This window comes from Vannielia litorea (genome assembly GCF_019801175.1).
Classification (GTDB): domain Bacteria; phylum Pseudomonadota; class Alphaproteobacteria; order Rhodobacterales; family Rhodobacteraceae; genus Vannielia; species Vannielia litorea_B.
On the sequence record NZ_JAHVJR010000002.1, the window covers coordinates 113,055 to 135,865 of the forward strand.

24 protein-coding genes are annotated in these 22,811 nt (G+C 66.6%); 16 read left to right on the plus strand and 8 right to left on the minus strand.

Annotation, left to right across the window (positions count from 1 at the left end):
* Positions 1-54: 54 nt before the first annotated feature.
* From KUV38_RS15975 to KUV38_RS15985, 3 genes are read left to right on the plus strand one after another with little or no spacing between them, the layout of a single operon-like run.
* Entirely contained in the window at positions 55-546 is a 492-nt protein-coding gene (locus KUV38_RS15975) for an RNA pyrophosphohydrolase (RefSeq protein ID WP_222471212.1), read from the plus strand.
* On the plus strand, positions 543-1,055 hold the full coding sequence (locus KUV38_RS15980; protein WP_222471213.1) for a hypothetical protein: 513 nt from the start codon (positions 543-545) through the stop codon (positions 1,053-1,055). Before KUV38_RS15975 ends, KUV38_RS15980 begins: the two co-directional genes overlap by 4 nt.
* A 41-nt stretch (positions 1,056-1,096) precedes the next feature.
* The gene (locus tag KUV38_RS15985; protein ID WP_222471214.1) at positions 1,097-1,945 is read left to right on the plus strand and encodes a class I SAM-dependent methyltransferase; all 849 of its coding nucleotides are present in this window, start codon (positions 1,097-1,099) and stop codon (positions 1,943-1,945) included.
* A 195-nt stretch (positions 1,946-2,140) separates the two neighbouring features.
* On the opposite strand, the gene KUV38_RS15990 is transcribed toward KUV38_RS15985, so the two are convergent.
* Positions 2,141-3,037: a phytanoyl-CoA dioxygenase family protein gene (locus KUV38_RS15990; protein ID WP_222471215.1), complete on the minus strand. Its 897-nt coding sequence runs from the start codon at positions 3,035-3,037 to the stop codon at positions 2,141-2,143.
* Between the two features lie 110 nt (positions 3,038-3,147).
* On the opposite strand from KUV38_RS15990, the gene KUV38_RS15995 reads away from it, so the two are divergent.
* A complete protein-coding gene (locus KUV38_RS15995; protein ID WP_222471216.1) occupies positions 3,148-4,164 on the plus strand; it encodes a LacI family DNA-binding transcriptional regulator in 1,017 nt (338 codons plus the stop codon).
* A gap of 3 nt (positions 4,165-4,167) precedes the next feature.
* Here the strand turns inward: KUV38_RS15995 and KUV38_RS16000 are convergent, their stop codons facing one another.
* On the minus strand, positions 4,168-4,803 hold the full coding sequence (locus tag KUV38_RS16000; protein WP_315898646.1) for an SGNH/GDSL hydrolase family protein: 636 nt from the start codon (positions 4,801-4,803) through the stop codon (positions 4,168-4,170).
* An 89-nt stretch (positions 4,804-4,892) separates the two neighbouring features.
* Between KUV38_RS16000 and KUV38_RS16005 the strand changes: the two genes are divergently transcribed.
* The 7 genes from KUV38_RS16005 to KUV38_RS16035 are packed head-to-tail and all read left to right on the plus strand — an operon-like array spanning position 4,893 to position 9,946.
* The gene (locus tag KUV38_RS16005; RefSeq protein WP_222471217.1) at positions 4,893-6,380 is read left to right on the plus strand and encodes an FAD-binding oxidoreductase; all 1,488 of its coding nucleotides are present in this window, start codon (positions 4,893-4,895) and stop codon (positions 6,378-6,380) included.
* A complete protein-coding gene (locus KUV38_RS16010; protein WP_222471218.1) occupies positions 6,377-6,778 on the plus strand; it encodes a hypothetical protein in 402 nt (133 codons plus the stop codon). The genes KUV38_RS16005 and KUV38_RS16010 overlap by 4 nt, the downstream gene beginning before the upstream one ends.
* Positions 6,775-7,818, plus strand: a complete 1,044-nt coding sequence (locus KUV38_RS16015; RefSeq protein ID WP_261385392.1) for a hypothetical protein — start codon at positions 6,775-6,777, stop codon at positions 7,816-7,818. Before KUV38_RS16010 ends, KUV38_RS16015 begins: the two co-directional genes overlap by 4 nt.
* On the plus strand, positions 7,802-8,113 hold the full coding sequence (locus KUV38_RS16020; protein WP_222471219.1) for a hypothetical protein: 312 nt from the start codon (positions 7,802-7,804) through the stop codon (positions 8,111-8,113). Before KUV38_RS16015 ends, KUV38_RS16020 begins: the two co-directional genes overlap by 17 nt.
* Positions 8,114-8,153: 40 nt before the next feature.
* The gene (trxA, locus tag KUV38_RS16025; protein WP_222471220.1) at positions 8,154-9,068 is read left to right on the plus strand and encodes a thioredoxin; all 915 of its coding nucleotides are present in this window, start codon (positions 8,154-8,156) and stop codon (positions 9,066-9,068) included.
* Between the two features lie 27 nt (positions 9,069-9,095).
* On the plus strand, positions 9,096-9,752 hold the full coding sequence (locus tag KUV38_RS16030; protein ID WP_222471221.1) for an LON peptidase substrate-binding domain-containing protein: 657 nt from the start codon (positions 9,096-9,098) through the stop codon (positions 9,750-9,752).
* Positions 9,749-9,946, plus strand: a complete 198-nt coding sequence (locus KUV38_RS16035) for a Trm112 family protein (RefSeq protein WP_222471222.1) — start codon at positions 9,749-9,751, stop codon at positions 9,944-9,946. The genes KUV38_RS16030 and KUV38_RS16035 overlap by 4 nt, the downstream gene beginning before the upstream one ends.
* Positions 9,947-10,123: 177 nt before the next feature.
* Here KUV38_RS16035 and KUV38_RS16040 read toward each other — a convergent pair whose 3' ends face one another.
* Positions 10,124-11,383, minus strand: coding sequence for a UbiH/UbiF/VisC/COQ6 family ubiquinone biosynthesis hydroxylase (locus KUV38_RS16040; protein ID WP_222471223.1), 1,260 nt, complete (start codon positions 11,381-11,383; stop codon positions 10,124-10,126).
* 46 nt (positions 11,384-11,429) lie between these two features.
* On the opposite strand from KUV38_RS16040, the gene KUV38_RS16045 reads away from it, so the two are divergent.
* From KUV38_RS16045 to KUV38_RS16060, 4 genes are all read left to right on the plus strand, one after another.
* On the plus strand, positions 11,430-12,755 hold the full coding sequence (locus tag KUV38_RS16045; RefSeq protein ID WP_222471634.1) for an amidase: 1,326 nt from the start codon (positions 11,430-11,432) through the stop codon (positions 12,753-12,755).
* Positions 12,756-12,922: 167 nt separating this feature from the next.
* Positions 12,923-14,110 (plus strand): aminotransferase class I/II-fold pyridoxal phosphate-dependent enzyme, encoded by a 1,188-nt coding sequence (locus KUV38_RS16050; RefSeq protein ID WP_222471224.1) that lies wholly within the window; start codon positions 12,923-12,925, stop codon positions 14,108-14,110.
* A 20-nt stretch (positions 14,111-14,130) separates the two neighbouring features.
* Entirely contained in the window at positions 14,131-16,980 is a 2,850-nt protein-coding gene (locus KUV38_RS16055; protein WP_222471225.1) for a DNA translocase FtsK, read from the plus strand.
* A 324-nt stretch (positions 16,981-17,304) separates the two neighbouring features.
* Complete coding sequence (locus KUV38_RS16060; RefSeq protein WP_222471226.1) at positions 17,305-17,907, plus strand: LolA family protein; 603 nt, start codon at positions 17,305-17,307, stop codon at positions 17,905-17,907.
* 63 nt (positions 17,908-17,970) lie between these two features.
* On the opposite strand, the gene KUV38_RS16065 is transcribed toward KUV38_RS16060, so the two are convergent.
* Together KUV38_RS16065 and KUV38_RS16070 are read right to left on the minus strand one after the other, a co-directional pair.
* Positions 17,971-18,558, minus strand: coding sequence for a transglycosylase SLT domain-containing protein (locus tag KUV38_RS16065; RefSeq protein ID WP_222471227.1), 588 nt, complete (start codon positions 18,556-18,558; stop codon positions 17,971-17,973).
* A gap of 101 nt (positions 18,559-18,659) precedes the next feature.
* Entirely contained in the window at positions 18,660-19,541 is an 882-nt protein-coding gene (locus KUV38_RS16070) for an AEC family transporter (RefSeq protein WP_222471228.1), read from the minus strand.
* An 85-nt stretch (positions 19,542-19,626) separates the two neighbouring features.
* On the opposite strand from KUV38_RS16070, the gene hspQ reads away from it, so the two are divergent.
* Entirely contained in the window at positions 19,627-19,953 is a 327-nt protein-coding gene (gene hspQ / locus KUV38_RS16075) for a heat shock protein HspQ (RefSeq protein WP_222471229.1), read from the plus strand.
* A gap of 37 nt (positions 19,954-19,990) precedes the next feature.
* Here hspQ and KUV38_RS16080 read toward each other — a convergent pair whose 3' ends face one another.
* The 3 genes from KUV38_RS16080 to KUV38_RS16090 form a co-directional block, all read right to left on the minus strand.
* Positions 19,991-21,559 carry a gamma-glutamyltransferase family protein gene (locus KUV38_RS16080; protein ID WP_222471230.1) on the minus strand — a complete coding sequence of 523 codons (1,569 nt, stop codon included), beginning with the start codon at positions 21,557-21,559 and terminating at the stop codon, positions 19,991-19,993.
* 299 nt (positions 21,560-21,858) lie between these two features.
* Positions 21,859-22,368, minus strand: a complete 510-nt coding sequence (locus tag KUV38_RS16085; protein ID WP_222471231.1) for an ATP-binding protein — start codon at positions 22,366-22,368, stop codon at positions 21,859-21,861.
* 12 nt (positions 22,369-22,380) lie between these two features.
* Entirely contained in the window at positions 22,381-22,725 is a 345-nt protein-coding gene (locus tag KUV38_RS16090; RefSeq protein WP_222471232.1) for an STAS domain-containing protein, read from the minus strand.
* Positions 22,726-22,811 lie beyond the last annotated feature (86 nt).

Below are 22,811 nucleotides of genomic sequence, written 5' to 3' on the forward strand. Positions count from 1 at the left end.
AACCACGGCCACCCGGCTATTGAATAACCGCCCCGCCTCGCTCTAACTCCCGGCATGGCACAGACCGCAATCAACCCCGACTCGCTTCCCTATAGACCCTGCGTGGGCGTGATGCTTCTCAATGCTGCGGGCGAAGTCTTCGTCGGCCAGCGGATCGACAGCGAAACGCCCGCCTGGCAAATGCCGCAGGGCGGGCTCGACGAGGGGGAAGATCATCGCACCGCCGCCTTGCGGGAGTTGGAGGAAGAGACCGGGATCGCCGCCAGCCGGGTGGAGATCATCGCCGAAACCGCGGAGCCGGTGCGCTATGATCTGCCGCCGCAGCTGCTCGGCAAGGTCTGGAAGGGCAAGTATCGCGGGCAGGAACAGCATTGGGTGCTGATGCGTTTTCTCGGCGACGACAGCGAGGTGGACCTTGCCACCGATCACCCGGAGTTCTCCGAGTGGTGCTGGCTTCCCGGCTCGGAGCTCGTTGCCAACATCGTGCCATTCAAGCGGGCCGTCTACGAGGCCGTGGTGGCCGAATTCAGGGAGTATCTCGCATGAAGCCCCTCGCCTCCATTTCCGCCGCCGCCGTGGCGTTCACCGCCGCGCTGGCCCCCGCATTGCCCGCCAATGCGCTCTCCTGCCTGCGGCCGGACCCGGTGCAGCTTTACACCCAAGCGCGCGACAGCGACGGGCGGTTCCGCATCGTCCACGGTACGCTGACCGCGCAGGAGACCATCCGAAAGCGCCGCCAGACCGGCAGCGACCGGCTCAACCCCAAGCCGGTGCATGTGAAGGCCCGGCTGCAGGGGATGCAGCTTGGCAAGGGCGGCTTTTCGACCCCGATCGACGCAGCCGTGACGGTGACGCTGGAGTGCTTTGCCTCGTGGTGCGGCGGCTGGCCCGGATCGGATCAGATGCTGATGGCGGTCGAAGAAACCAAGGGCGGCGGGCTGACCGTGTTCTCCGATCCCTGCTCCTCGAAGATCTACCCCAAGCCCACCAGTGCCGAGCTGCGCAGGGTGCTGACCTGCCACAAAGGCGGGAGCTGCCCGACCGAGATGCGCTGATCGTGCTTTTCCGCACATCCCGGCTCGGCTAGACGGGATGCATGGGACAGAAAGTCGATACCCGCGCCATCGGCCTCGACGTGGGGCTTTCCTTCATGAAATGGCTCACAGGGGCCGAGAACCTGCATTACGGGCTGTGGGACGGGCTGGCCTGCACCGCCGAGAACCTTGGCGCGGCGCAGGCGGCTTATACCGACAAACTGTTCTCCTACCTCCCCGAGGGGCCGCTGCGGATTCTCGACATTGGCGGCGGCGCCGGGGAGACGGCGCGCAAGCTGATCGCGCTCGGCCATGAGGTCGAGATCGTGGTGCCCTCGCCCTTCCTCGCCTCCCGCTGCCGCCAGAACGCGTCGGAGGCGCGGGTGCATCAGTGCTTCTTCGAGGAGTTCAGCGGCGCGGGCGGGTTTGACCTGTGCCTGTTTTCCGAGAGTTTTCAGTACATTCCGCATGAGCTGGCGCTGGAGGAGGCCTTTGGGCTGCTCAAGCCCAGCGGGCAGGTGCTGATCGCCGATTGCTTCCGCTCGGAGCACTACGAGGGGGTGAAGCGCAGCCAGACGGTCGGTGGCGGCCACCGCCTTGCGGCGATGCGCAAGACGGTCGCGGCGATGGATCTGACGGTGGAGGCCGAAGAGGATATCACCGAGGCCGTCGCCCCTTCGATCGACCTCGAACAGGGGCTGTTCAACGTGATCGGCCATGCGGTGAGCCGGGTGGACGAGGAATTGAAGCTGAAGCGCCCCAAGACCCGCTGGACGCTGGCTTTCGCGATCAAGCGGATGGTGAGCGAGCGGCGCTTGTTCCGGCTGAACGAGCGGCTGAACGAGCAGAAGCGGACGGCGGAAGCGTTCTGCCACTTCAACCGCTACATGATCATGCGCTTGTCGCGGTGAGCCCTGTAGCGCCGTCCCGTGGGGTGGCGCATGCAAGGGCTGTTCGTGGCACTTTATGGTGCGTTGTTCATCTTACTTCAGAGGTGAGTGCTGCCCTCACCGAAGCGCCGCCCCGGGGGGCGAGACGGCGCTGCACGGCGGCTTTGCCATGATTCCGTGCGGGGGCAAGGCTTAGTCGTGGGGAGCGCTCCTCCCTCACATCACCGCAAACGCGCTCTTCTGCCCCGCCGTGGCCTGGGTCTTGAAGATCGAGGTGTTATCCGGCGCGGGCGGCAGGGGCATCCGCACCGGCACGCTCTCCAGTCGTGGCTCCAGCACCGGCGCACCGGTCACCACGCGGCCTTGGATATCCTCCCAGAATTTTCTCTGGCCGAGGCTGTGGATGTAGCTCGATGCCCCGAGAATCGGCCAGGCATCGGCCCTTGCCAGCTCGTAGAAGAGGATCAGCCGGTTGCGGTCGCTCATGTTGGGCGCGGAGCCGTGCAGGGTGCGCACGTGATGCACGGTCATGCTGCCTGCCTTGCCGGTGAGCGTGACCGCCTTTTCCATGTCGAAATCCGGATCTTCGGGCGAGACCGCCCCGGCGAACACGCCGTTCACATGGTGGCTCAGCACCGGCCCCTTGTGCGAGCCCGGGATCACCATCAGCGGGCCGTTCGCCTCATCGACATCGGCCAGCATCAGCCCGAAGGCGAGCAAGTCGTCATTGGTGTGCGGGTAGAAGGCCCAATCCTGATGCCACTCCACCGCCGCGCCGCCGCCCGGGGCCTTGGTGTTGAGCTTGGAGGTGTTGATGATCGTGTCCGGCCCAAGCAGGTCGTTTAGCACCTCGGTCACCCGGCTCTTGGTCAGAATCTCCCAGTAATAGGGGTTCTGCAGGTGCGGCAGCTTGATCCGGGTCAGGCGGGGGTTCTCAGCCGTATGGCCCTTGTCGAGGTCGTAGCGGGCATCGCTCTCGGTCAACTCTCGGGAGGCGTCGATCATCTCGGCGGTGATCTCCTGCAGCTTCGCCAGCTGCTCCGGGTCCACCACATCCTCGACCATCAGGTAGCCGTTCTCCTCGTAGAACTCTTTCTGCTCATTCGTCAGCATCGCGCGTTTCCTCCCGTCAGCGACTCGATCCCTTGGCTATGGTATCGATACCATATCTTGCGTGGTACCGATACCATCGCTATCCCGAAACCGTCAACAGCGGAGTGCCGATGCAAAAGAAATGGGTCACCATGGGCGACGTGGCGCGCGCGGCGGGGGTGGGCAAGATCACCGTCAGCCGGGCCCTCTCGACGCCTGAAAAGGTCTCGCCCGCGACCCGCGAGAAGGTTGCCGCCGCCGTGGCGGAGCTGGGCTACGTGCGCGATGACACGGCAGGCGCGCTCTCGTCGCAGCGCAGCCGGGTGGTGGGGGCGCTCGTCTCCAGCCTCGATCAGCCGACCTTCGCCTCCACCATCCGCGGCCTTTCCGAGGGGCTGGCGGAGGGCGGGCTGCAGCTGCTGCTGGGCACCACCCAATATGAGCCGGAGACCGAGGCCGAGCTTGTCTCTGCCCTCATGGGGCGCCGCCCCGATGCGCTGATTCTGACCAGCTCCGATCACACGCTTGAAACCCGGGCGCTGCTCACCCGCGCGGGCCTGCCGGTGCTGGAGCTTTGGGAGCTGCCCGAAAGCCCGATCTATGCCGCCGTGGGCTTCTCCAACCGCGCCGCCGCCCATGCGGTGACCGCGCATCTGGCAGAGACTGGCCGCCGCGCCATCACCTTCCTCACCACCGACCGCCCGCATGACACCCGCGCCCACATGCGCGCGGAGGGCTACACAGAGGCACTCACCGACCTCGTGCCCGGCCACGCCCCCCGCATCCTGCGCCTGTCCCCCCGCGCCGAGGCGACAGGGCCGGAGTATGGCGCCGAAGGGCTGGCGCAGGTCATGGAACGCTGGCCCGATACCGATGCCATTGTCTGCGTATCCGATGCGCTGGCAATCGGCGCGTTTTGCGAGGCCGAGCGGCGCGGCATCGCGGTGCCGGGGCGGCTCGCCATCACCGGCTTCGGCGATGTGCCAGAGGTCGGCGCTTCGGCGCTCGGCCTCACCACCGTGCGGATCGACGGCCACGCCATCGGGCGCAAGGCCGCCGCCCTGACCCTCGCCGCCACCGCAGGCGAAGCGCTGGCAGAAACCCGCATCGACATGGGCTTCACCCTCGCCCGGCGGGCCAGCAGTTAGGCTCTAACCCGCGCTCAAATGCGCCGCCAGCGCACGGCCCAGCGCCACGTGATCCTCCGCCGCGATGTGGATGCCATCCACCGGGCTGACCGAAATCACCGACCCGGCATCGAAAAACCCGATCCCCCGCAGCTCGGCCAGCGCCCGGAGCGCCGGGGCCAGCCCCGCCCCATGCGCCCCCGCCCCGGCAAATTCAGCGCGGAACAGCCCGGCCTCGATCGGCGCAGGCGGCGCGACGAGGGTGATCTGCATATCAGGAGAGCGCGGCGCCTCCTCGGCGCTGGCGGCGATATCGAGCAGCCCCGCGATCCCGGCCGCGATCTTCTCTGCCGTGGGGGCAAACCGCGCCTTGAAGTCATTGGTGCCGAGCATCAGCACCATCCTGTCCAGCGGGGCATGGCTGCGCAGCGCCATCCGCAGCGCGGGTTGGGCGTTCATGAAGGCGCCCATCAGCGGGTCGTCATGCTGGGTCGTGCGCCCCGGCAGCCCCTCTTCCACCAACTCAACATCGCCCAGCGCTTCGGCCATTACGCAGGGCCAGCGGACGTCGCGGCCAAAGCGCTGCCCCGGCCCGCGCGCTTCCATCGGGGGCGTGCCGTAGGTGTTGCTGTCTCCAAAACAGAGAATCCTTTGTGCCACGGTTTCCTCCTCGCTTTGCCGCCTGCGCAGATTTCCCGTTTTCCGGGGCGGCGTCCATTGGCAGGATGCGGCAAAAGCGAGGGCGTGTGATGGGTAAGTTGGGCCGCAGGGCCGTGGTATTTGGCGCAGGGGCCGCAGCAGGGGTGGCGGGCGCGAAGTGGCTGAAGAGCGATGTGCCGGTGCTGGCAGGCACCCGCTCGATCGCGCCCGACGGCCGGGTGAACACCCTCAATGACGCCTCCGGCCTCAGCGAAACCCCGGTCGCCAAGCACGTGATCCTCACCGACGATCCGGGCGAGCAACTGGTGGCCGCGCTCCGCGCCGAGTTAAAGGAGGCGCAGGCCGAGGGCCGCCCGGTGAACCTTGGCGCGGCGCGGCACTCGATGGGCGGGCAGGCGATCCCGCGCGAGGGCACGGCGATCAGCTACCGCAACCCTTTCGTGGAGCTTGATACGGCGGCCAGCACCTACCGCGCCCATGCCGGCGCCCGCTGGTACGAGGTGATCGCCGCGCTCGATCCGCAGGGCTTTGGCCCCGCCGTCATGCAATCCAACTCCGATTTCGGCCTTGCCGCCACCTTCTCGGTCAACGCCCACGGCTGGCCGGTGCCTTACGGCCCGATGGGCTCTACCGTCCGCTCCGTGCAGATGGTGCTGCCCGATGGCGAGCTGGTCACCGCCAGCCGCAGCGAGAACGGCGAGCTCTTCGCGATGGCGATGGGCGGCTACGGACTCGTTGGCCTCATCACCGAGATGGTGGTGGATATGGTGCCCAATCAGCGGCTGGTCCCGACCTTCCGGCGGATGGAGGCCGAGGCCTTCGCCCCCGCCTTCCGCACCGCCGTCGACACGCCCGGTATCCCGATGGCCTATGGCCGCCTCAACGTGGGCCGCGATAGCTTCCTTTCCGAGGCGCTGCTCATCACCTACGCGCAAGACCCCGAAAGCACCGAGATCCCGCCCGCTGAATATGCCTCCGGCTTCACCTCAAAGGCCGCCGCAAGGCTCTACCGCTGGCAGCTTGGCAACGAGCGGATGAAGCGCTTTCGCTGGTGGACGGAAGCCAGCTTTGCCCCGATGCTCGCAGGCCCCGCCAACCGCAATGCGCTGATGAACGAGCCGGTCGTCACGCTGGACGATGGCGACGAGGCCCGCACCGATATCCTGCACGAGTATTTCGTGCCCTTCGACCGGTTCTCCGATTTCCTGCAAGTTTGCCGCGATGTGATCCCGGCCAGCTACCAGGAATTCCTGAACGTGACCCTCCGGTTCGTGGATACCGACGAAACGAGCTGGCTCTCCTACGCCCGCGTGCCGCGCATTGCCGCCGTGATGAGCTTCAGCCAAGAAATGACCGCGCGCGGCGAGGCCGACATGGCTCGCATGACCCGCAGCCTGATCGAAGGCATCAACGCCATCGGCGGCGCCTATTACCTGCCCTACCGGCCCCACGCCACGCTCGACCAGCTTGCGGTGGCCTACCCGAGGGCGCAGGAATTTGCCGCGCGCAAACGCGAGATCGACCCGGGGCTCCTGCTCCGGAACAACCTTTGGGACAGTTACCTGGGCCTCATATGACCATTCTTCGCCTCATCGCCTTCGGCTATTTCATCGCCCTGCTCGGGGCCGCCGCGCTCAACTACATCCCCGGCATCACAGACAGCACTGGCCTCGCCTTCGGCATCTTCGAGCTGGATATCTTTGACGATGCGCTGCATCTCGTCTCTGCCCTCTGGGCGCTGGGCGCAGCGCTCACCTCGCACCGGGCGAGCAAGCTCTTCCTGCTGATCTTCGGGGCGCTCTATTTGGCCGATGGCGCGATGGGGCTGGCCTTTGGCTCCGGCTACCTCGACATGGGCATCTTCACCAACGGCGTGCTCGATCTGCCCTTCGGCTTTAAGATCCTCGCCAACCTGCCGCACATCGGCCTTGGCGGCTTTGCCCTCTTCGCCGGGCTGGTGCTGGATCGCAAATGATCCGCTGGCTCTGGAAATGGGTCAAACGGCTGCTGGTGGTGGCGGTCCTGCTGATCGCCGCCCTGCTGGCGCCGGTCGGCTACGTGGAGGTTGCCTGCCGCGGCGGCGATGCGGTGGCGAGCGATTACGAACCGATCCTGCCCCCCGAGTGGCACCGCGCCGAGGGCCGCACGCTGATGACCTACCCGGAGTGGCACATCGTTCATGCCTATGACGATTACGCGCAGGTCATCACCACGGACGACCCGCACGACTTTGGCTACCTCAAGGCCGTTGGTGGCTTCTGGGGCTCGCTCTGCGCTCTCTCCGAGGCCTCCCCGCCCCACGGCGGCTTCGACTGGACCACCAAGCAAACGATCTACGTGATCGGCGTCAGCTTCACCGCCGAGCTGATGCTGAAGGCCGCTTATGAGGAGACCATCGGGCGCTTCTACACATGGCGACGCGGGCCAGACCATTCGGCGCTGGATGATCTTTCCGCCCGGCAGGCGCGGGACTATGCGGAATTTCTCCAGCAGACCCCGTGGTACAAATGGGACTTCCAGCGCGACATCGCCGAGCAGGCGGCCGCCACCGAGGGCACCCCGCGCGACAACGAGCGGCGGCTGGCGCTGGGCATCGAGTTCTCTGCCAAAGCGAGTTACGCCAAGGCGATTGAGGCCGCCGTGGCCGGCGTTGGCGCCGATGCGCTGCGGCTGCGGATGGTGGTGCGGGCCGAGCCGGAGCAGGTGGCCGGGCTGGAGGGCGTCGAGATCATCGAAACCCGCCCCGAGGGGCTGGTGCTCGAAACCCCGCGCTACCGCGAGCTGACCGAGTTGATGAAGGCGATGGCCACGCGCGGCGTCGAGTTCACCGAGATCGCCGGCAACGATGACATCATGCTCACCGCCGTGGCCGAGGCACCCCTCCCCGGCGCGCTCTATGCCAAGGCGCGGCAGGGCTATGGCGACACCCGCTCGCTGATGCTGATGAAGGTGTCCGAACTTGCCGCCTTCCTGCGCGAAAACGGCGCTATGGTGGAGCATGTCCACGATTATTAAGCGCATCGCCCTCTGCGCACCGCTGCTGCTTGCCGCATGGGTCGCCGTCATGGCCGCCGTCATGCGCTTTTCCGATGCCGCGCCCGCCGCCGTGGTGATGCTGCCCTCGCAGGGCTTCATCGCCGCCCTGCCGCCCGATGCTGCGATTCTCAGCCAGAACGCGGTGAGTCTCACGCTCAAGTCCGACACACCCGGTTTTGCCGCCCGGCTCTATCGCGCCGGGGCCCTGCTGGTGCTGCCCGCCGGGCTGACAGGCTGCCTTCCGCTCCCCGGTGCCCTTGCAAACAAGGGCTGAGTGCTCCATCTACCCTGCCAACAGATGATGGAGACTTGAGATGCTTGAACTCGGCCAAGGCACCGATGCCGCCCCCGCAGGCGACCTGATCAAGGACGTGAACGAAGCCGACTTCATGAAAGAGGTCATCGAGGCCTCGCAGGAAGTGCCGGTGATCGTGGATTTCTGGGCCACCTGGTGCGGCCCGTGCAAAACCCTCGGCCCGCAGCTCGAAGCCGCCGTTGTGGCCCAGAAGGGCCGGGTGAAGATGGCCAAGGTCGATGTTGACCGGAATCAGGGCATCGCCGGGCAGCTTCGCATCCAGTCCATCCCCACCGTCTATGCCTTCTGGCAGGGCCAGCCGGTCGACGGCTTTCAGGGCGCGCTGCCCGAGAGCCAGTTGAAGGAATTCGTCGCCAAGATCGCCGCGATGGGGCCGGAGGGCGATGGCGGGCTGGCCGAGGCGCTCGCCGCCGCCGAGGAGATGCTTGAGGAAGGCGCCGCCGCCGATGCCGCCGAGGTCTTTGCCGGTGTGCTGGGCGAAGAGCCCGAGAACGCCACCGCTTTTGGCGGGCTTATCCGCGCCTATATCGCCGCAGGCCAAGTGGAGCAGGCAGAGGCGATGCTGGCCAATGCCCCCGAGGCCCTGTCTGGCGCCTCCGAGGTTGAGGCCGCCAAGGCCCAGCTCGACCTGCTGAAACAGGCCGAAAGCGCCGGCCCGCTGGCTGAGCTGACCGCCGCCGTGGAGGCCGACCCGGCCAACCATCAGGCCCGCTTCGACCTTGCCACCGCGCTGCATGCCTCGGGCGATGCCGAGGGGGCCGTTGGCCAGCTGCTCGAGCTCTTCCGCCGCGACCGCGAGTGGAACGATGGTGCCGCCAAGGCCCAGCTCTTCACCATCTTCGATGCGCTCAAGCCGAGCGATCCGGTGGTGCTGAACGGCCGCCGTAAACTCTCCTCGATGATATTTGCCTGACGCACCGGTCGGCCTACCTCCTTGGCCATGATGCACGCAGCAGATCTCCCCGAGACACTCCCTGTCTTCCCCCTTCCCGGCGCCCTCCTCTTGCCGCGCGCCCGGCTGCCGCTGCACATCTTCGAGCCGCGCTATCTGGCCATGCTCGACGATGCGCTGAAAACGCCGGGGCGGCTGATTGGCATGGTCCAGCCCTGCGAGGGGCCCAAAGGCTGCGGCTGCGGGCCGGGGCGCCTGCAGAAGATCGGATGCGCCGGCCGGCTCACCGGGTTTTCCGAAACCGAAGATGGCCGCTACATGGTGACCCTCACCGGCATCTCGCGCTTCCGGCTGCAGGAAGAGCTCGATGGTTTCACCCCCTACCGCAAGGTCAAACCCTGCTGGAAAGGGTTTGACCGTGACCTTGGCAAGCCCGAGCATGACAAGGGGTTTGACCGCAAATCCTTCATGCCCAAGCTCTGCCGCTACTTCGAGGCGCAGGGGCTTTCGACCGATTGGGAGAGCCTTGAGGAGGCCGACGACGAGCTGCTGATCAACTCGCTCTCCATGCTCTGCCCCTTCGAGGTCGAAGACAAACAGGCCCTGCTCGAGGCGCCCTCGCTGGAAACCCGGCGCGAGACGCTGGTGACCCTGATCGAGTTCGCCCTGCGCAGCGGAGAAGACGGCGAGGAGCGGCTGCAATGAGCGCTGAGATCAAGGCCCATTCCAGCGTGGAACGCCATGTTCTGGAGGCGCTGGTCTGCCCCGAAACGCAGGGCGTGCTGCGCTACGACCCCGAGGCGGGCGAGCTGATCTCCGAGCGGGCAAGGCTCGCCTTCCCGATCCGCGATGGCATCCCGATCATGCTGGTGGACGAGGCCCGCAAGCTGGAGGAGTGAGCCGGGCAGCGCCGTCCCGTGGGGTGGCGCATGCAGCCGTTGCGCATGGCACTTTATGGCGCCGTAGTCATCTTACCTGACTGGAATGCGCCGGTTTCGCCGAAGCGCCGCCCCGTGGGGCGGGACGGCGCTAAAAGGGTGATCCGTCGCAGGGCGTGCAATCAGGGCGCACCGCGCCTAAAGAGCCTTCCCCTGCAACAACCGCGGCAGATCTCCGGTCAGCCCCGCCGCCTCGCGCATGAACCGCTGGCGGAGCTCGGGCACGGCCGCCACGGCAGAAACGCCCAAGTCCCGCGCCGCCCTCAGCAACGGATTATCGTTAGAGAACAATCGGTTGAACCCGTCCGTCGCCAGCGTCAACGCGGTCCGGTCGAAGCTGCGCCACGCGCGGTGCCGCTCCAGCACCAGCGCAGATCCGCAATCCTCGCCGCGCCGGCGCGCCTCTGTGACCACCTCGGCCAGCGTGGCCACGTCGCGCAGCCCCTGGTTCAGCCCTTGCCCGGCAATCGGATGAATCCCCTGCGCCGCATCGCCCACCAGCGCCACCCGCTCCGCCACGATCCGTTCGGCCACGGTCAGCCCCAGCGGGTAGGCAAAGCGCACCCCCTCCAGCCGGATCTCCCCGAGAAAGTCGCCAAACACCGGCCTCAGCGCCTCCAGAAACGCCTCATCGCTGGCCTTCGCCAAGTCTTCAGCCCGGTCTCGCCGTTCCGACCAAACAATCGAGCTTCGATCTCCCGGCAGCGGCAGGATCGCCAGCGGCCCGGAGGGCATGAAGAACTGATGCGCCACCCCGCCGTGGGGCCGCTCATGGGCCACGGCACAGGTCAGCGCGGTCTGGCCGTAGTCACTGTCGCGCCGCGCAATCCCGGCCCGCCGCGCGGTGGGCGAGCCGCGCCCGTCGGCCCCGGCCAGCAGCGCCGCCTTCAGCACCCGGCCCGAGGCCAGCGTCACCGCCACATGCCCCGGCTGCACCTCCTGCGCCACGATCTCCTCGCCTGCCAGCACCGTCACGCCCTTGGCCTCCGCCAAGGCCGCCATCAAAGCGGGTCGCAGGTGCCGGTCTTCCATCATGAAGCCCATCGGCCCCTCGTCGATCTCGCCGTGATCGAGGTGCAGCAAGCCGCCCAACACGCCCTCGCCGGGCCGCCCGTCTCCGGTTTTCACATGCAGGATCGGTTGCGCCTTTTCGGCCACCGCCTCCCACACGCCCAGCGCCCGCAACAGCCGCTGCGAGGCCAGCGCCAGCGCATAGGACCGCCCGTCAAAATCGGGCGACACCTGCGCCCCGGCAGGCAGCCGGTCCACCACCACAACCCTTGCGCCGCCCTTGGCCAGGGCCAGCGCCAGCGAGGCCCCGGTGAGCGCGCCGCCCGCGATGATCACATCCGCATCAAACATGGGGCGGACTATGGCCCGGCACGCGGGATTGTCCATGGGGCGCGGCGTCGCTACCGTCGCCGCGAAGAACGGGGAGACGGATATGGACTGGCAGGGCACATCGGCATCGGAGCTTGGCAGGGCGATTGGCAGGGGCGAGATCTCTCCTCTGGCGCTGACCGAGGCGATGCTCGCGGCCATCGAGGCCCATGAGTTCGGCCCCCGCATCTACGCCCGCCTGACCCGCGAGCGGGCGCTGGCCGAGGCCGAGGCGGCAGAGGCCCGCGCCAAGGCCGGCACCCGCCGCGGCCTGCTCGATGGCGTGCCGATCTCGTGGAAAGACCTCTTCGATACTGCGAGCGTTGCGACCGAAAGCGGCTCTAAACTGCTCAAAGGTCGCACGCCCACGCGCGACGCCCTCGTGCTCGCCCGCGCTTCCGCTGCCGGCCTCGTCTGCCTCGGCAAGACCCACCAGACCGAGCTGGCCTTCTCCGGCCTCGGCCTCAACCCCGTCACCGCCTCGCCCCCTTGCGTCAACGATCACGAGGCCGTCTCCGGCGGCTCCTCCTCCGGCGCGGCGACCTCGGTGGCCTTTGGGCTGGCAGCCGCAGGCATCGGCTCCGACACCGGCGGCTCCGTCCGCACCCCCGCCGCGTGGAACGACCTTGTCGGCCTCAAAACCACCTCGGGCCGTCTGCCGCTCACCGGCACCGTCCCGCTCTGCGCCAGCTTCGACACCATCGGCCCGCTCACCCGCAACGTGGAGGACGCCGCCGAACTGCTCGCGGTGATGGAAGCAGGCCGCCCCGCCGACCTGCGCGGCGCGACGCTGGAGGGCACCCGCCTGATAGTTCTGGAAACCGTCGCGCTGGATGATCTCGCCGGTCCGGTCTCTGCCGGCTTCAACAGCGCCGTCGAGCGGCTTCAGGCCGCAGGCGCGCTCGTCACCCGCCGCGCCCTGCCGCTGGTCACAGAGGCGATGGCGCTGGCCGGGCCGCTCTATGCGCCCGAGGCCTATGCCACATGGGAGGCCGAGATCGAGGCCGCGCCCGAAAAGATGTATCCCCCCGTGCTTGCCCGCTTCCGGGGCGGGCGCGATGTGGCCGCGCGCGAGAACATCGCCGCATGGCACACCCTCCACCGCCTGCGGGCGGAATGGGCCGAGGCCACCGCAGGCTTCGACGCGATCCTCATCCCCTCCGTCGCCAACCTGCCGCCCAAACAGGCCGATGTGCTGGCCGACGAGGCGCTCTTCACCGCCGAGAACCTGATGGCCCTGCGCAACACCCGCATCGGCAACCTCATGGGCCTGCCCGCACTCACCTTGCCCACCGGCCTGCCCTCCACCGGCATCATGCTGATGGGCGCACCGATGGGCGAGGAGCGGCTGCTGCGGCTCGGCGCGGCTGCGGAGAAGGCGCTGCGCTGAGGCTCCGGGCATGTCGTAGGACAACCGTTTGACTCAAATGCCACAATTCGCGCCCCACCCGGACCAAACAGCAACGGTTTCGCTGGACGGGGCCCGCCCGCGCGGCCTATCCTGCCTGCAAAAGCGGGGCAAAGACCCTGCACCCGAGGCAGTAACGTACAAACAAGATGACCTTTCCAGAGCGGTTCTCGAACCTGCCAGATTACGCCTTTCCGCGCCTGCGGAAGCTCCTGCACGGCACCGAGCCGGGCGGGGAGGTGATCGATATGACGATCGGCGAGCCGCGCCACGGCCTGCCCGGCTTCGTCGCCCCCGTCATCGCCGAAACCGTTGAAGGCTTTGCCAAATACCCGCCGAACGATGGCACACCCGAGCTGAAGGCGGCGATCACCGGCTGGCTGAACCGCCGCTATGGCGTGACTCTCGACCCCGAAACTCAGGTGATGGCGCTCAACGGCACCCGCGAGGGGCTGTTCAACGCTTGCCTTGCGCTCTGCCCCGAGCGGGCCGCCAATGGCGACACGCCCACGGTGCTCATCCCCAACCCGTTCTATCAGGTTTATGCCGTGGCCGCGGCCGCCGCCGGGGCCGAGCCTGTGTTGGTGCCCGCCACCGCCGAAACCGGCTTTCTGCCCGATTTCGCCTCTCTGCCCGAAGATATCCTCGCCCGCGCCGAGATCGCCTACATCTGCTCGCCTTCCAACCCGCAGGGCGCGGTGGCCGACACGCTCTACTGGCGCGAGCTGATCAGCATGGCCGAGGGCTACGGCTTCCGCATCTTCGCCGACGAGTGCTACTCCGAGATCTACCGCGAGACCCCGCCCCCCGGCGTGCTGCAGGTTGCCGCCGAGCTGGGCGCGGACCCGGAAAAGATCGTCAGCTTCCACTCGCTCTCCAAACGCTCCAACCTCCCCGGCCTGCGCTCGGGCTTTGTGGCCTCCGGCCCGGCCAACCTGACCGCCATCAAGCGGCTCAGGGCCTACTCCGGCGCCCCCATGCCCTTGCCGCTGCAACACGTCGCGCAACTGGCATGGACAGACGAGGCCCATGTGGAGGAAAGCCGGGCGCTCTACCGGCAGAAATACGCAATCGCCGACAAGATCTTCGCCGACTGGCCCGGTTACATGCCCCCGCAGGGCGGGTTCTTTCTGTGGCTCAAGGTGGATGACAGCGAGCAGGCCACCCTCAAACTCTGGCGCGAGACCGGGGTGAAGGTGCTGCCGGGGGCCTACCTTGGCCGCGCGACGGACGGGGTGAACCCGGGCGCAGGCTACATCCGGGTGGCGATGGTGACGAAAGATATAGACGAGTTGCAGGCGGGGCTGACAAGGCTCCGCGACTGCCTCGCAAGTTGAGGATCAGGACGAGGGACAAGATGGCATATCAGGCAAAACACCGTGACCCGCTGTTCGACAGCGCCATGCAGGCGGCAATCGAGAAACGCGGCAAGGAGATGATCGGAATCGGGCTCATCGCCGCCGGTCTCATCGTGGCGCTGATGCTCGGCTCCTACGTGCCGGACGATCCCTCGTGGCTCTCCGCCACCGACGCCCCGGCGCAGAATATCCTCGGCCGCTTTGGCGCCTCCATTGCCGGGCCGCTCTTCATCATCGTCGGCCACGCGGCCTGGACCCTGCCGGTGATCCTCGGCGCATGGGGCCTCCGCTTTGCCCGGCATTACGGGAGCGAACGGGCCCTGTCCCGGCTCGTGTTCGCCCCGATCGCCGTGGCGCTGGCCGCGATCTACGGCGCCATGCTCACCCCCGGCGGCGACTGGGCGCACAGCTTCGGCCTTGGCGGGTTGTTCGGCGATACCGTTCTGGGCGCGCTGCTCAACATCCTGCCCATCGGCGCGGGCCTTGGCGTGAAGCTGCTGGCCATCCCCTTTGGCCTCGGCGCGCTGGCGATGCTGGTCTTCGCACTCGGCTGCACCAAGCTCGAGCTGCGCCTGTTCGGAAAGTTCCTGCTGGTCGGCCTGATCATGCTCTATGCCGGCGCGATGAAGCTGATGGGCAAGGGCGCGCAGGGCTCGCTGACGCTGGCGCAGGCCGTGAAGGCCCGCCGCGATGCCCGGCGCGAGGCTGCTGCCGAGGCCGAGCTTCTGACCGAGGCTGCCGCCCCCGCACCCGCCCGCACCGACTTTACCCCGCGCCCGCTGGTTATGCGCGATGATGATCCCGTGCTCGAGGCCCCCGCGCCGGAGCGCAAGGGCTTGCTGGCCTCTGTCACCGGGCTCGTCCGCCGCCCGGTGGAGCCGGAGTTGGTGGAGCATGAGCCGCAGGTCGAATACGACCCCGAGCAGCCCGCCGATGACCGCATTCGCGCCCGCATTTCCGATGCCATCCGCCAGCGCGCGCGTGGCGGCGGAGCGGTGCGCCCGGTGCTCTCCAACGGGTTGCCCGCCGAGCCGCCGCTGGTGCGCGCCCGCAAGCCGCAACCGCTGCTGCTGAACACCAAGGGCGCCGTGCCGCCCGCGCCGATGGCCATGCTCGACGAGGAGGTTGAGGTGCTGGAGCGCGAGGCCGCGCCGATCCCGGCCCAGCCGCCCGTCACCGCCGCGCCCGCCGCAGCCCCCGCGGCTGCCGTGGCCACCCCGGCGCCCTCCCCCGAGGCCCGTGCTGTGGTGCAGCACCCGGTGCGCAAGCCCGCCCAGCCCTCGCGCCGCGCGCAGGCAGAGGCGCAGCCGACCCTCTCCTTCGACCCCGAAGAGGCCAAGTTCGAGCTGCCCCCGCTCTCCCTGCTCTCCCCCGCCAAGGCGGTGGACCGCAGCCACCTATCCGACGAGGCGCTCGAAGAGAACGCCCGGATGCTGGAGACCGTGCTCGATGATTACGGCGTGCGCGGCGAGATCGTCTCGGTCCGTCCCGGCCCGGTCGTCACCATGTATGAGCTGGAGCCGGCGCCCGGCCTCAAGGCCAGCCGTGTGATCGGCCTCGCCGACGATATCGCCCGCAGCATGTCGGCCCTCTCCGCCCGCGTCTCCACCGTGCCCGGCCGCTCGGTCATCGGCATCGAGCTGCCCAACGAGCGCCGCGAGATGGTGAACTTCCGCGAGATCCTCTCCGGTAAGGATTACGGCGATGGCAACCACCGCCTGCCCCTCGCGCTCGGCAAAGACATCGGCGGCGAACCGGTCGTGGCCAACCTCGCCAAGATGCCCCACCTGCTGATCGCGGGCACCACCGGCTCCGGTAAATCCGTGGCCATCAACACCATGATCCTCTCGCTGCTCTACACGCTCCCGCCCGAAGAGCTGCGGATGGTGATGATCGACCCGAAGATGCTCGAACTCTCCGTTTATGACGGCATCCCGCATCTGCTCTCGCCCGTTGTGACCGACCCGAAAAAGGCCGTGGTGGCCCTCAAGTGGGTCGTGGGCGAGATGGAAGACCGCTACCGCAAGATGTCCAAGATGGGCGTGCGCAACATCGAGGGCTACAACGCCCGCGTCCGCGACACGCTCTCCAAGGGCGAGATGTTCTCCCGCACCATCCAGACCGGGTTTGACGACGACACCGGCGAGCCAATTTTCGAGACCGAGGAGTTCAAGCCCGAGACCCTGCCCTTCATCGTCGTGATCGTCGACGAGATGGCCGACCTGATGATGGTCGCGGGCAAGGAGATCGAGGCCTGCATCCAGCGCCTCGCCCAAATGGCTCGTGCCTCGGGCATCCACCTCATCATGGCCACCCAGCGCCCCTCGGTCGATGTGATCACCGGCACCATCAAGGCCAACTTCCCCACCCGGATTTCCTTCCAGGTGACGAGCAAGATCGACAGCCGCACCATCCTCGGCGAGATGGGCGCCGAGCAGCTTCTGGGCATGGGCGACATGCTCTACATGGCCGGCGGCGGGCGCATCACCCGCGTCCACGGGCCGTTCTGCTCGGATGAAGAGGTCGAGGAGGTCGTGAACCACCTCAAGAGCTTCGGCGCGCCCGAATACGTCAGCGGCGTGGTCGAAGGCCCGGATGACGACAAGGAGAGCGACATCGACCTCGTCCTCGGCCTCGGCGGCAACACCGATGGCGAAGACGCGCTCTACGATCAGGCCGTGCAGGTGGTGATCCAGGATCGCAAATGCTCGACCAGCTACATCCAGCGCAAACTCGCCATCGGCTACAACAAGGCCGCCCGCCTCGTGGAGCAGATGGAAGAGAACGGGCTGGTGACGGCGGCCAACCACGTCGGCAAACGCGAGATCCTGGCGCCTGAGCAGAACTGAACGTGATGCGTTACACCAACCCTGCGGACAAACTGTAGGGTGGGTGAAGCCTACCACCCCCTCCCCCGCCCGATTGGTTAACCAGAATCCGGCCATACGTGCGTATGCATGGAATGTGCATCGGTTGTGCATCACTTGTGCATCGCCAGTGTTCCCCGCCCGTTCCGGCTGGAAAGGGTTTGGCGCGGTGGGTCAAGGCTCTGTTAACGGATGACCGCCCAACTGGGCCCGAACTCGCCGCCTTGTTATCGCATATCAGGAGCAAACAGCCTAAGTAGGGCGTTAACGGGCACTGAGCCTGCACAGAAACAAGAAAGGCGCCGCATGAAACTCCTGCGCACCCTGATGGCCCCGGTCCTGCTGGTGGCCCTCGCCCTCCCGGCCGCGGCCGAGAAGGTCTCCCTGACCAATTTGTCGAAGTATCTCAACAACTTCACCACCGCGACGGGCGAGTTTACTCAGATCAACTCCGATGGCACCATTTCCACCGGCCAGATCTACATTCACCGTCCCGGGCGCATCCGGTTCGAGTACAACAAGCCCGACAACAGCCTCGTCATGGCTGGCGGCGGGCAGGTGGCGATCTTCGACAGCAAGTCGAACACCGGGCCTGAGCAATACCCGCTGGCCCGCACGCCGCTCTCGATCATTCTCGCCAAGACGGTCGATTTCAACCGCTCCGGCATGATCACCGGCCACAAGTCCGACGGCAAAACCACCACCATCCGCGCCCAGGACCCCGAGCACCCGGAGTACGGCCACATCGAGCTGGTCTTCACCTCCTCGCCGGTCGAACTGCGCCAATGGGTCATCACCGATGACACCGGCACCCAGACGACCGTGGTGCTGGGCGAGCTGAACAAGGGCGGCAACATGCGCCCCTCGCTCTTCAACATCCCGCAAGAGACCAACCGCCGCGGCAACTGACCGCGCCGGAGGGTCAACAAAACAAGGGCCGCGCCATCGGGTGCTGCCCTTTGCTATTGGGGGTCAGGCCTTGCCGCAGGCCCGCAACTGGGTGCGATACACCTCGGACCGGGCGCCAACTTCGCCCGCAACCCGCACCAACCACGACTTGGCGTTGTAGCTGCCATTTCGGAAGCCGGTGTGGCCCTCGTGATAGGCGAGATATTGGTTGCGCGCATCGGTCAGCGGGACCCCGTTCTTCTCGCGGGTCTTGTTCATGTACCAGCCCATGAAGTCGGTCGCGTCCTGAATGTCATCGCGCTTGGCGCGGCGATTTCCGGTCTCGTCCTTGTACTCCTGCCAGGTCGCATCCAGCGCCTGAGAGTAGCCGAAGGCCGAGCTCTGCCGCCCCATCGGGATCACCCCGAGCGACCACCTGAAGGGGGTACGGGCATCGCCGTCAAACTTGCTTTCCTGGTAGATCGTGGCCATCTGCACATGCACCGGCACGTTCCAGCGCCGCTCCGTGCGCTTCATGGCCCGCAGGTACTTGGGCCGCTCATCTGCCAGGGCGCAGGCATTTTCGAGGTTGCGCGGGCTATCCAGCTCACGCCCACCACCGCAGCCCGACAGCAGGGCCAATACCAGCATACAGCCGATTTTCCTGAACATTATCACTCGCTCGCCTCATTGCGCGGTCTTTGCCGCTTTTGCCCGAGAATAAGCGAATTGCCTGCGTGTTGGAATGTCTTACTGCGCAGCGGCGATCAATTTCAGATCAGGAAGGCCAGGGCGAGCGGCAAGAAGGCAACGGAAAGCAGGGTCGAGGCCACCACGAGGCCCGCGACGGCGGTGCTGTCGGCCCCGAAGCGTTCGGCCAGTAAGTAATTCGTAACCGCAATCGGGGTTATGAGTTGCAGGACCAGAACGGCAAAGGCCGTGCCTTCGAGCCCAAAGGCCCAGCCCGCGCCCACGCCGATGGCCGCGCAGAGCGCGGCCTTGAGGAGCGAAAGCCAGAACGAGCGACCAAGGTCGCCGGGTTTCAGCCGGGCCACGGCCACGCCGAGGGTGATGAGCATGAGCGGGATGGCGACCTGCGCAATGAGATCGACGGTGTTTGTGATCCACTTCGGGGTCTGCCAGCCCTGCCACAGAAACAGCGCCCCGAGCGCGGTGCCGATGACGACCGGCTCCTTAATGGATTTTAAAGGATTGCCGCCACCCGAGACAAGCCAGATGCCGAAGGTGAAGCTCATCATCGCCATGATCGCAAAGATCACCACGGCAAAGCCCAGCCCCTCCTCGCCGAAGGCGAAGAGCGCCAGCGGCAGGCCGAGGTTACCGGTGTTGCCGAAGATCAGCGGCGCCAGATAGGTCCGCCGGTCGAGCCGGAGAGCGAAGGCGATCACGGTGAAGACGGCGACGACGACGAGATAGGCCACCAGCGCGGCCAGCGAGACGGCGGTGAGCGCCTGCGGGTCGATCTCGGTTTTCATCAGGGCGCCGAAGATCAGACAGGGGATCGCCATGGTCATCACCAGCCGCGTGATGAACCGCATCGGGTAGTCTTGCCCGAGCTTCACCCAGGCAAAGCCGATGGCTGCCAGGATGAATACGGGCGCGACAATTTGCGCCACTGTCAGAACGAGGTTCACACACTGTTTCCCTGTTTTTCCGGGCCGATTGATAGACATCGCCCCCCGCCTGCACTAACCATCGGGGCGTGGGGAGCACAATGGTATGATGAAGACCCGGGCGAAATATCACCTCGGACAAGTGGTGAAGCATCGAAAGCACCCGTTTCGCGGGGTGATCTTTGATGTCGATGCCATGTTTTCGAACACCGAAGAATGGTACGACGCCATCCCCGAAGAGAGCCGCCCGTCCAAGGACCAGCCGTTCTATCACCTGCTCGCGGAAAACGACCAAAGCTACTACGTGGCCTACGTCAGCGAGCAGAACCTGATGGCCGATTACTCCGGCGAACCGGTGGACCACCCGGATCTGCCCGATCTCTTCGGCCCGTTCGAAGATGGGATCTACCCGCTGCACTTTCAGCTTAACTGACTGAAGCGCAACGGGTTTGCTGATTTAGGCCCTACTGTCAGTAGCCAATGGCGCAGCCGTCCTTGCGCGGGTCGGACGCGCCTATCAGCACACCATCCGCCGTGATCCGGATCGCCTGCGCCCCGCCGATGGGTGTGGGCGGCGGCACAACCTTGTGGCCAAGATCGGCCAGCGCCGCCCGGGTCGCCTCGGGGAAGGGCGCCTCGAGCTGAAGTTCGCCCTTCTCGGCAAAGAGGCGCGGAAAATCGATCGCCTCCTGCGGGTCCATCCCGAAATCCAACATGTTGGAGGCGAATCGCGCATGGCCAGCAGCCTGATACTGGCCGCCCATGACACCAAAGGGCATCTCTACCCGGCCCTGTTCGAGCATCATCCCCGGGATGATCGTGTGCATCGGGCGCTTGCCCGGCCCGACCTCGTTGGGGTGGCCCTTCTCCAGCGTGAAGCCAGCGCCGCGGTTCTGCATCAGGATGCCGAACTTGGGGCTGGCGAGGCCGGAGCCGAAGCTGTGGAAGACCGAGTAGATCAGCGAAAGCGCCATGCCGTCACGGTCGACCACGCAGAGGTAGACCGTGTCGCGATGCACCGCCTCGGTCACGCTCGTCACCTGCGCCATTGCCCGCTTCGGGTCGATCAGCGCGGCGAGTTCCTGCGCGAGGCCGGGGCGCAGCAGTGCCGCCGGGTCTTTCATCGCAGCAGGGTCGGCCATGAGGCGGTTGCGGGCGTCATAGGCCAGCTTGATCGCTTCGGCCTCGATATGGGTCCGTTCGGGGCCGAGCGGGTCCATCGCAGCGATGTCGAACTCTGCGAGGATCGCGGCGAGCAGCAGTGCGGCAGCGCCTTGCCCGTTGGGCGGATGCTCGGCGATCTCGCGGCTACGGTACGGCCCGGTGAGTGGGCTGCCCCAGTCGGCGGTGACGGTGCCAAAATCCTCCAGCGCGTGGCTGCCACCGGCACAGGCGGCCAGCATATCTTCGGCCACTTCGCCCTCGTAGAAGGCCTTAGGGCCGTCCTTGGCGATCCGGCGCAACACCTCGGCCTGGCCGGGTGCCCGGAACACCTGCCCGACCTCCGGCACCTTGCCACCCATCAGGTAATGCTCCCGCGCTGCGCCTTGCAGCGTGGCCTCAGCGGCCTGCCAATCCCGCACCACGCGCGGCGCGACGGGGATGCCCTCTTCGGCGTAGTGGATCGCGGGCGCGAGGCTGGCGGCGAGGCCCTTTCGGCCATAACGCTCTGAAAGCGCGGCAAAACCGGCGATGGCGCCGGGCAGGGTGACGGAATGGGGCGAAGTGAGAGAAATGGCATCTCCCTCGGCACGGAGCGCATCGGCATCGACGCCAGAAGGTGCCCGGCCAGAGCCGTTGAGCGCATGTATCTCATTGGAGCCGGCGGGCTTGACCAGCGCAAAGCAGTCGCCGCCAATGCCTGTGCTCTGCGGCTCGCAGAAGCCGAGCAATACGGCAGCGGCGATGCCGGCATCCACCGCGTTGCCGCCCGATTTCAGCATTTCCACCGCGGCCTGTGCGGCGAGCGGATGTGAGGTGGCACACAGGCCGTTGGTCGCCAGCACGGGCGAGCGACCGGGGTATTCAAAATTGCGCATGGGGTCTGTCCTCCGGCGGCGAGACTAGGCGGCACGGCAGGCAGCGGCAAGGTGGCGATGGGGAGAAAGAGAAGAACCTCGACGCCACACACTGGGTGGGGGCTATGAAGCGTGGCGCCGAGGGAAGCTATATGCAGCTACCCCTTTGTTGTGCGGGTTGAACCTGTCTGGGTTTTGGTCGGATAGGGACCATTTTGGGGCGGTGATTTCCGACTGAGAAACAATGCTACTGCGGCGGAGAGGTTTGGCAGTGAGCTGCGATGGAAAGCGCGAGGGCGCAGGCGGGAACGGGGGCTGTGTTAGCCGCGATTGGCCAAAGAGCCGACCTTGAGCGAGAACGTCAGGCGATTCTCGTCTCTTTCGCGGCGGTAGTTGAGATCATCTGAGAGTTCGCGGATCAGGAACCAGCCAAAGCCGCCCTCTGGCAGCGCCTCGGTCGGCACGTCGACAGCCGCGGCTTCGCCCGAAGGGGCGGAAAGGCCAGGCATAGCGCGCCCGTGATCAGTGACCGAGCAAAATAGGCTTTGCTGGCCCTGCAAGACAGTGATTTCGATCACACCTTCCGCAGCCGCCTCGTAGGCGTGCTCAACAACGTTGTTGAGCACCTCAGCCAGAACCAGCTCGACGGTGCCACGGTCTTCTTCGGAGAGTTGCAGCGGGGAGAGGTCGCCCAGCACACGCTCCAGCGCGCGGCGCACCTCCAGTGGGGTGCTCGAGAGCACGATGCGCAGCGCGTTGCGTTGACCCTCCAGCAGCCGGGGGTGCGGCAGGGTATCGGCGGGTCTTTCGATACGGGCGCGATTGGGCATCAGGCGGCGGGGTCAGGCGGCATTTTCGTCGGCAGCCAGCGCGGCTTCTGCGGAACTGTGGATGGCAAAGACCGTGTCCATCCGCGTGAGTTTGAAGACCTTGGCGACCGTGCTCGTCAGCCCCGCGAGCTCCAGCGTTGCGCCGGGGTCCACCTGCTTCATTGCACCCACCACGGCACCGAGGCCGGAACTGTCGAGGAAGCCAACTGCGCTCATGTCCACGATGATCCGACCGGGGTGGCCGACGGTCAGCTCGCGCATCCGCTCCTTGAAGGCGACGGAAATCGCCGCGTCGATCCGGCTTTCGGCCACTGTCACCAACAGCACTTTGCCCTTGGGAGTTGCATCAACGTTCATGGCCTGCTCCGTCGCAATTGGGGTTGTGTCAGGCCTAGACGTGAAACCTTACCATTCGGTATGCACGGGAGCAGAGAGGCCAAGGG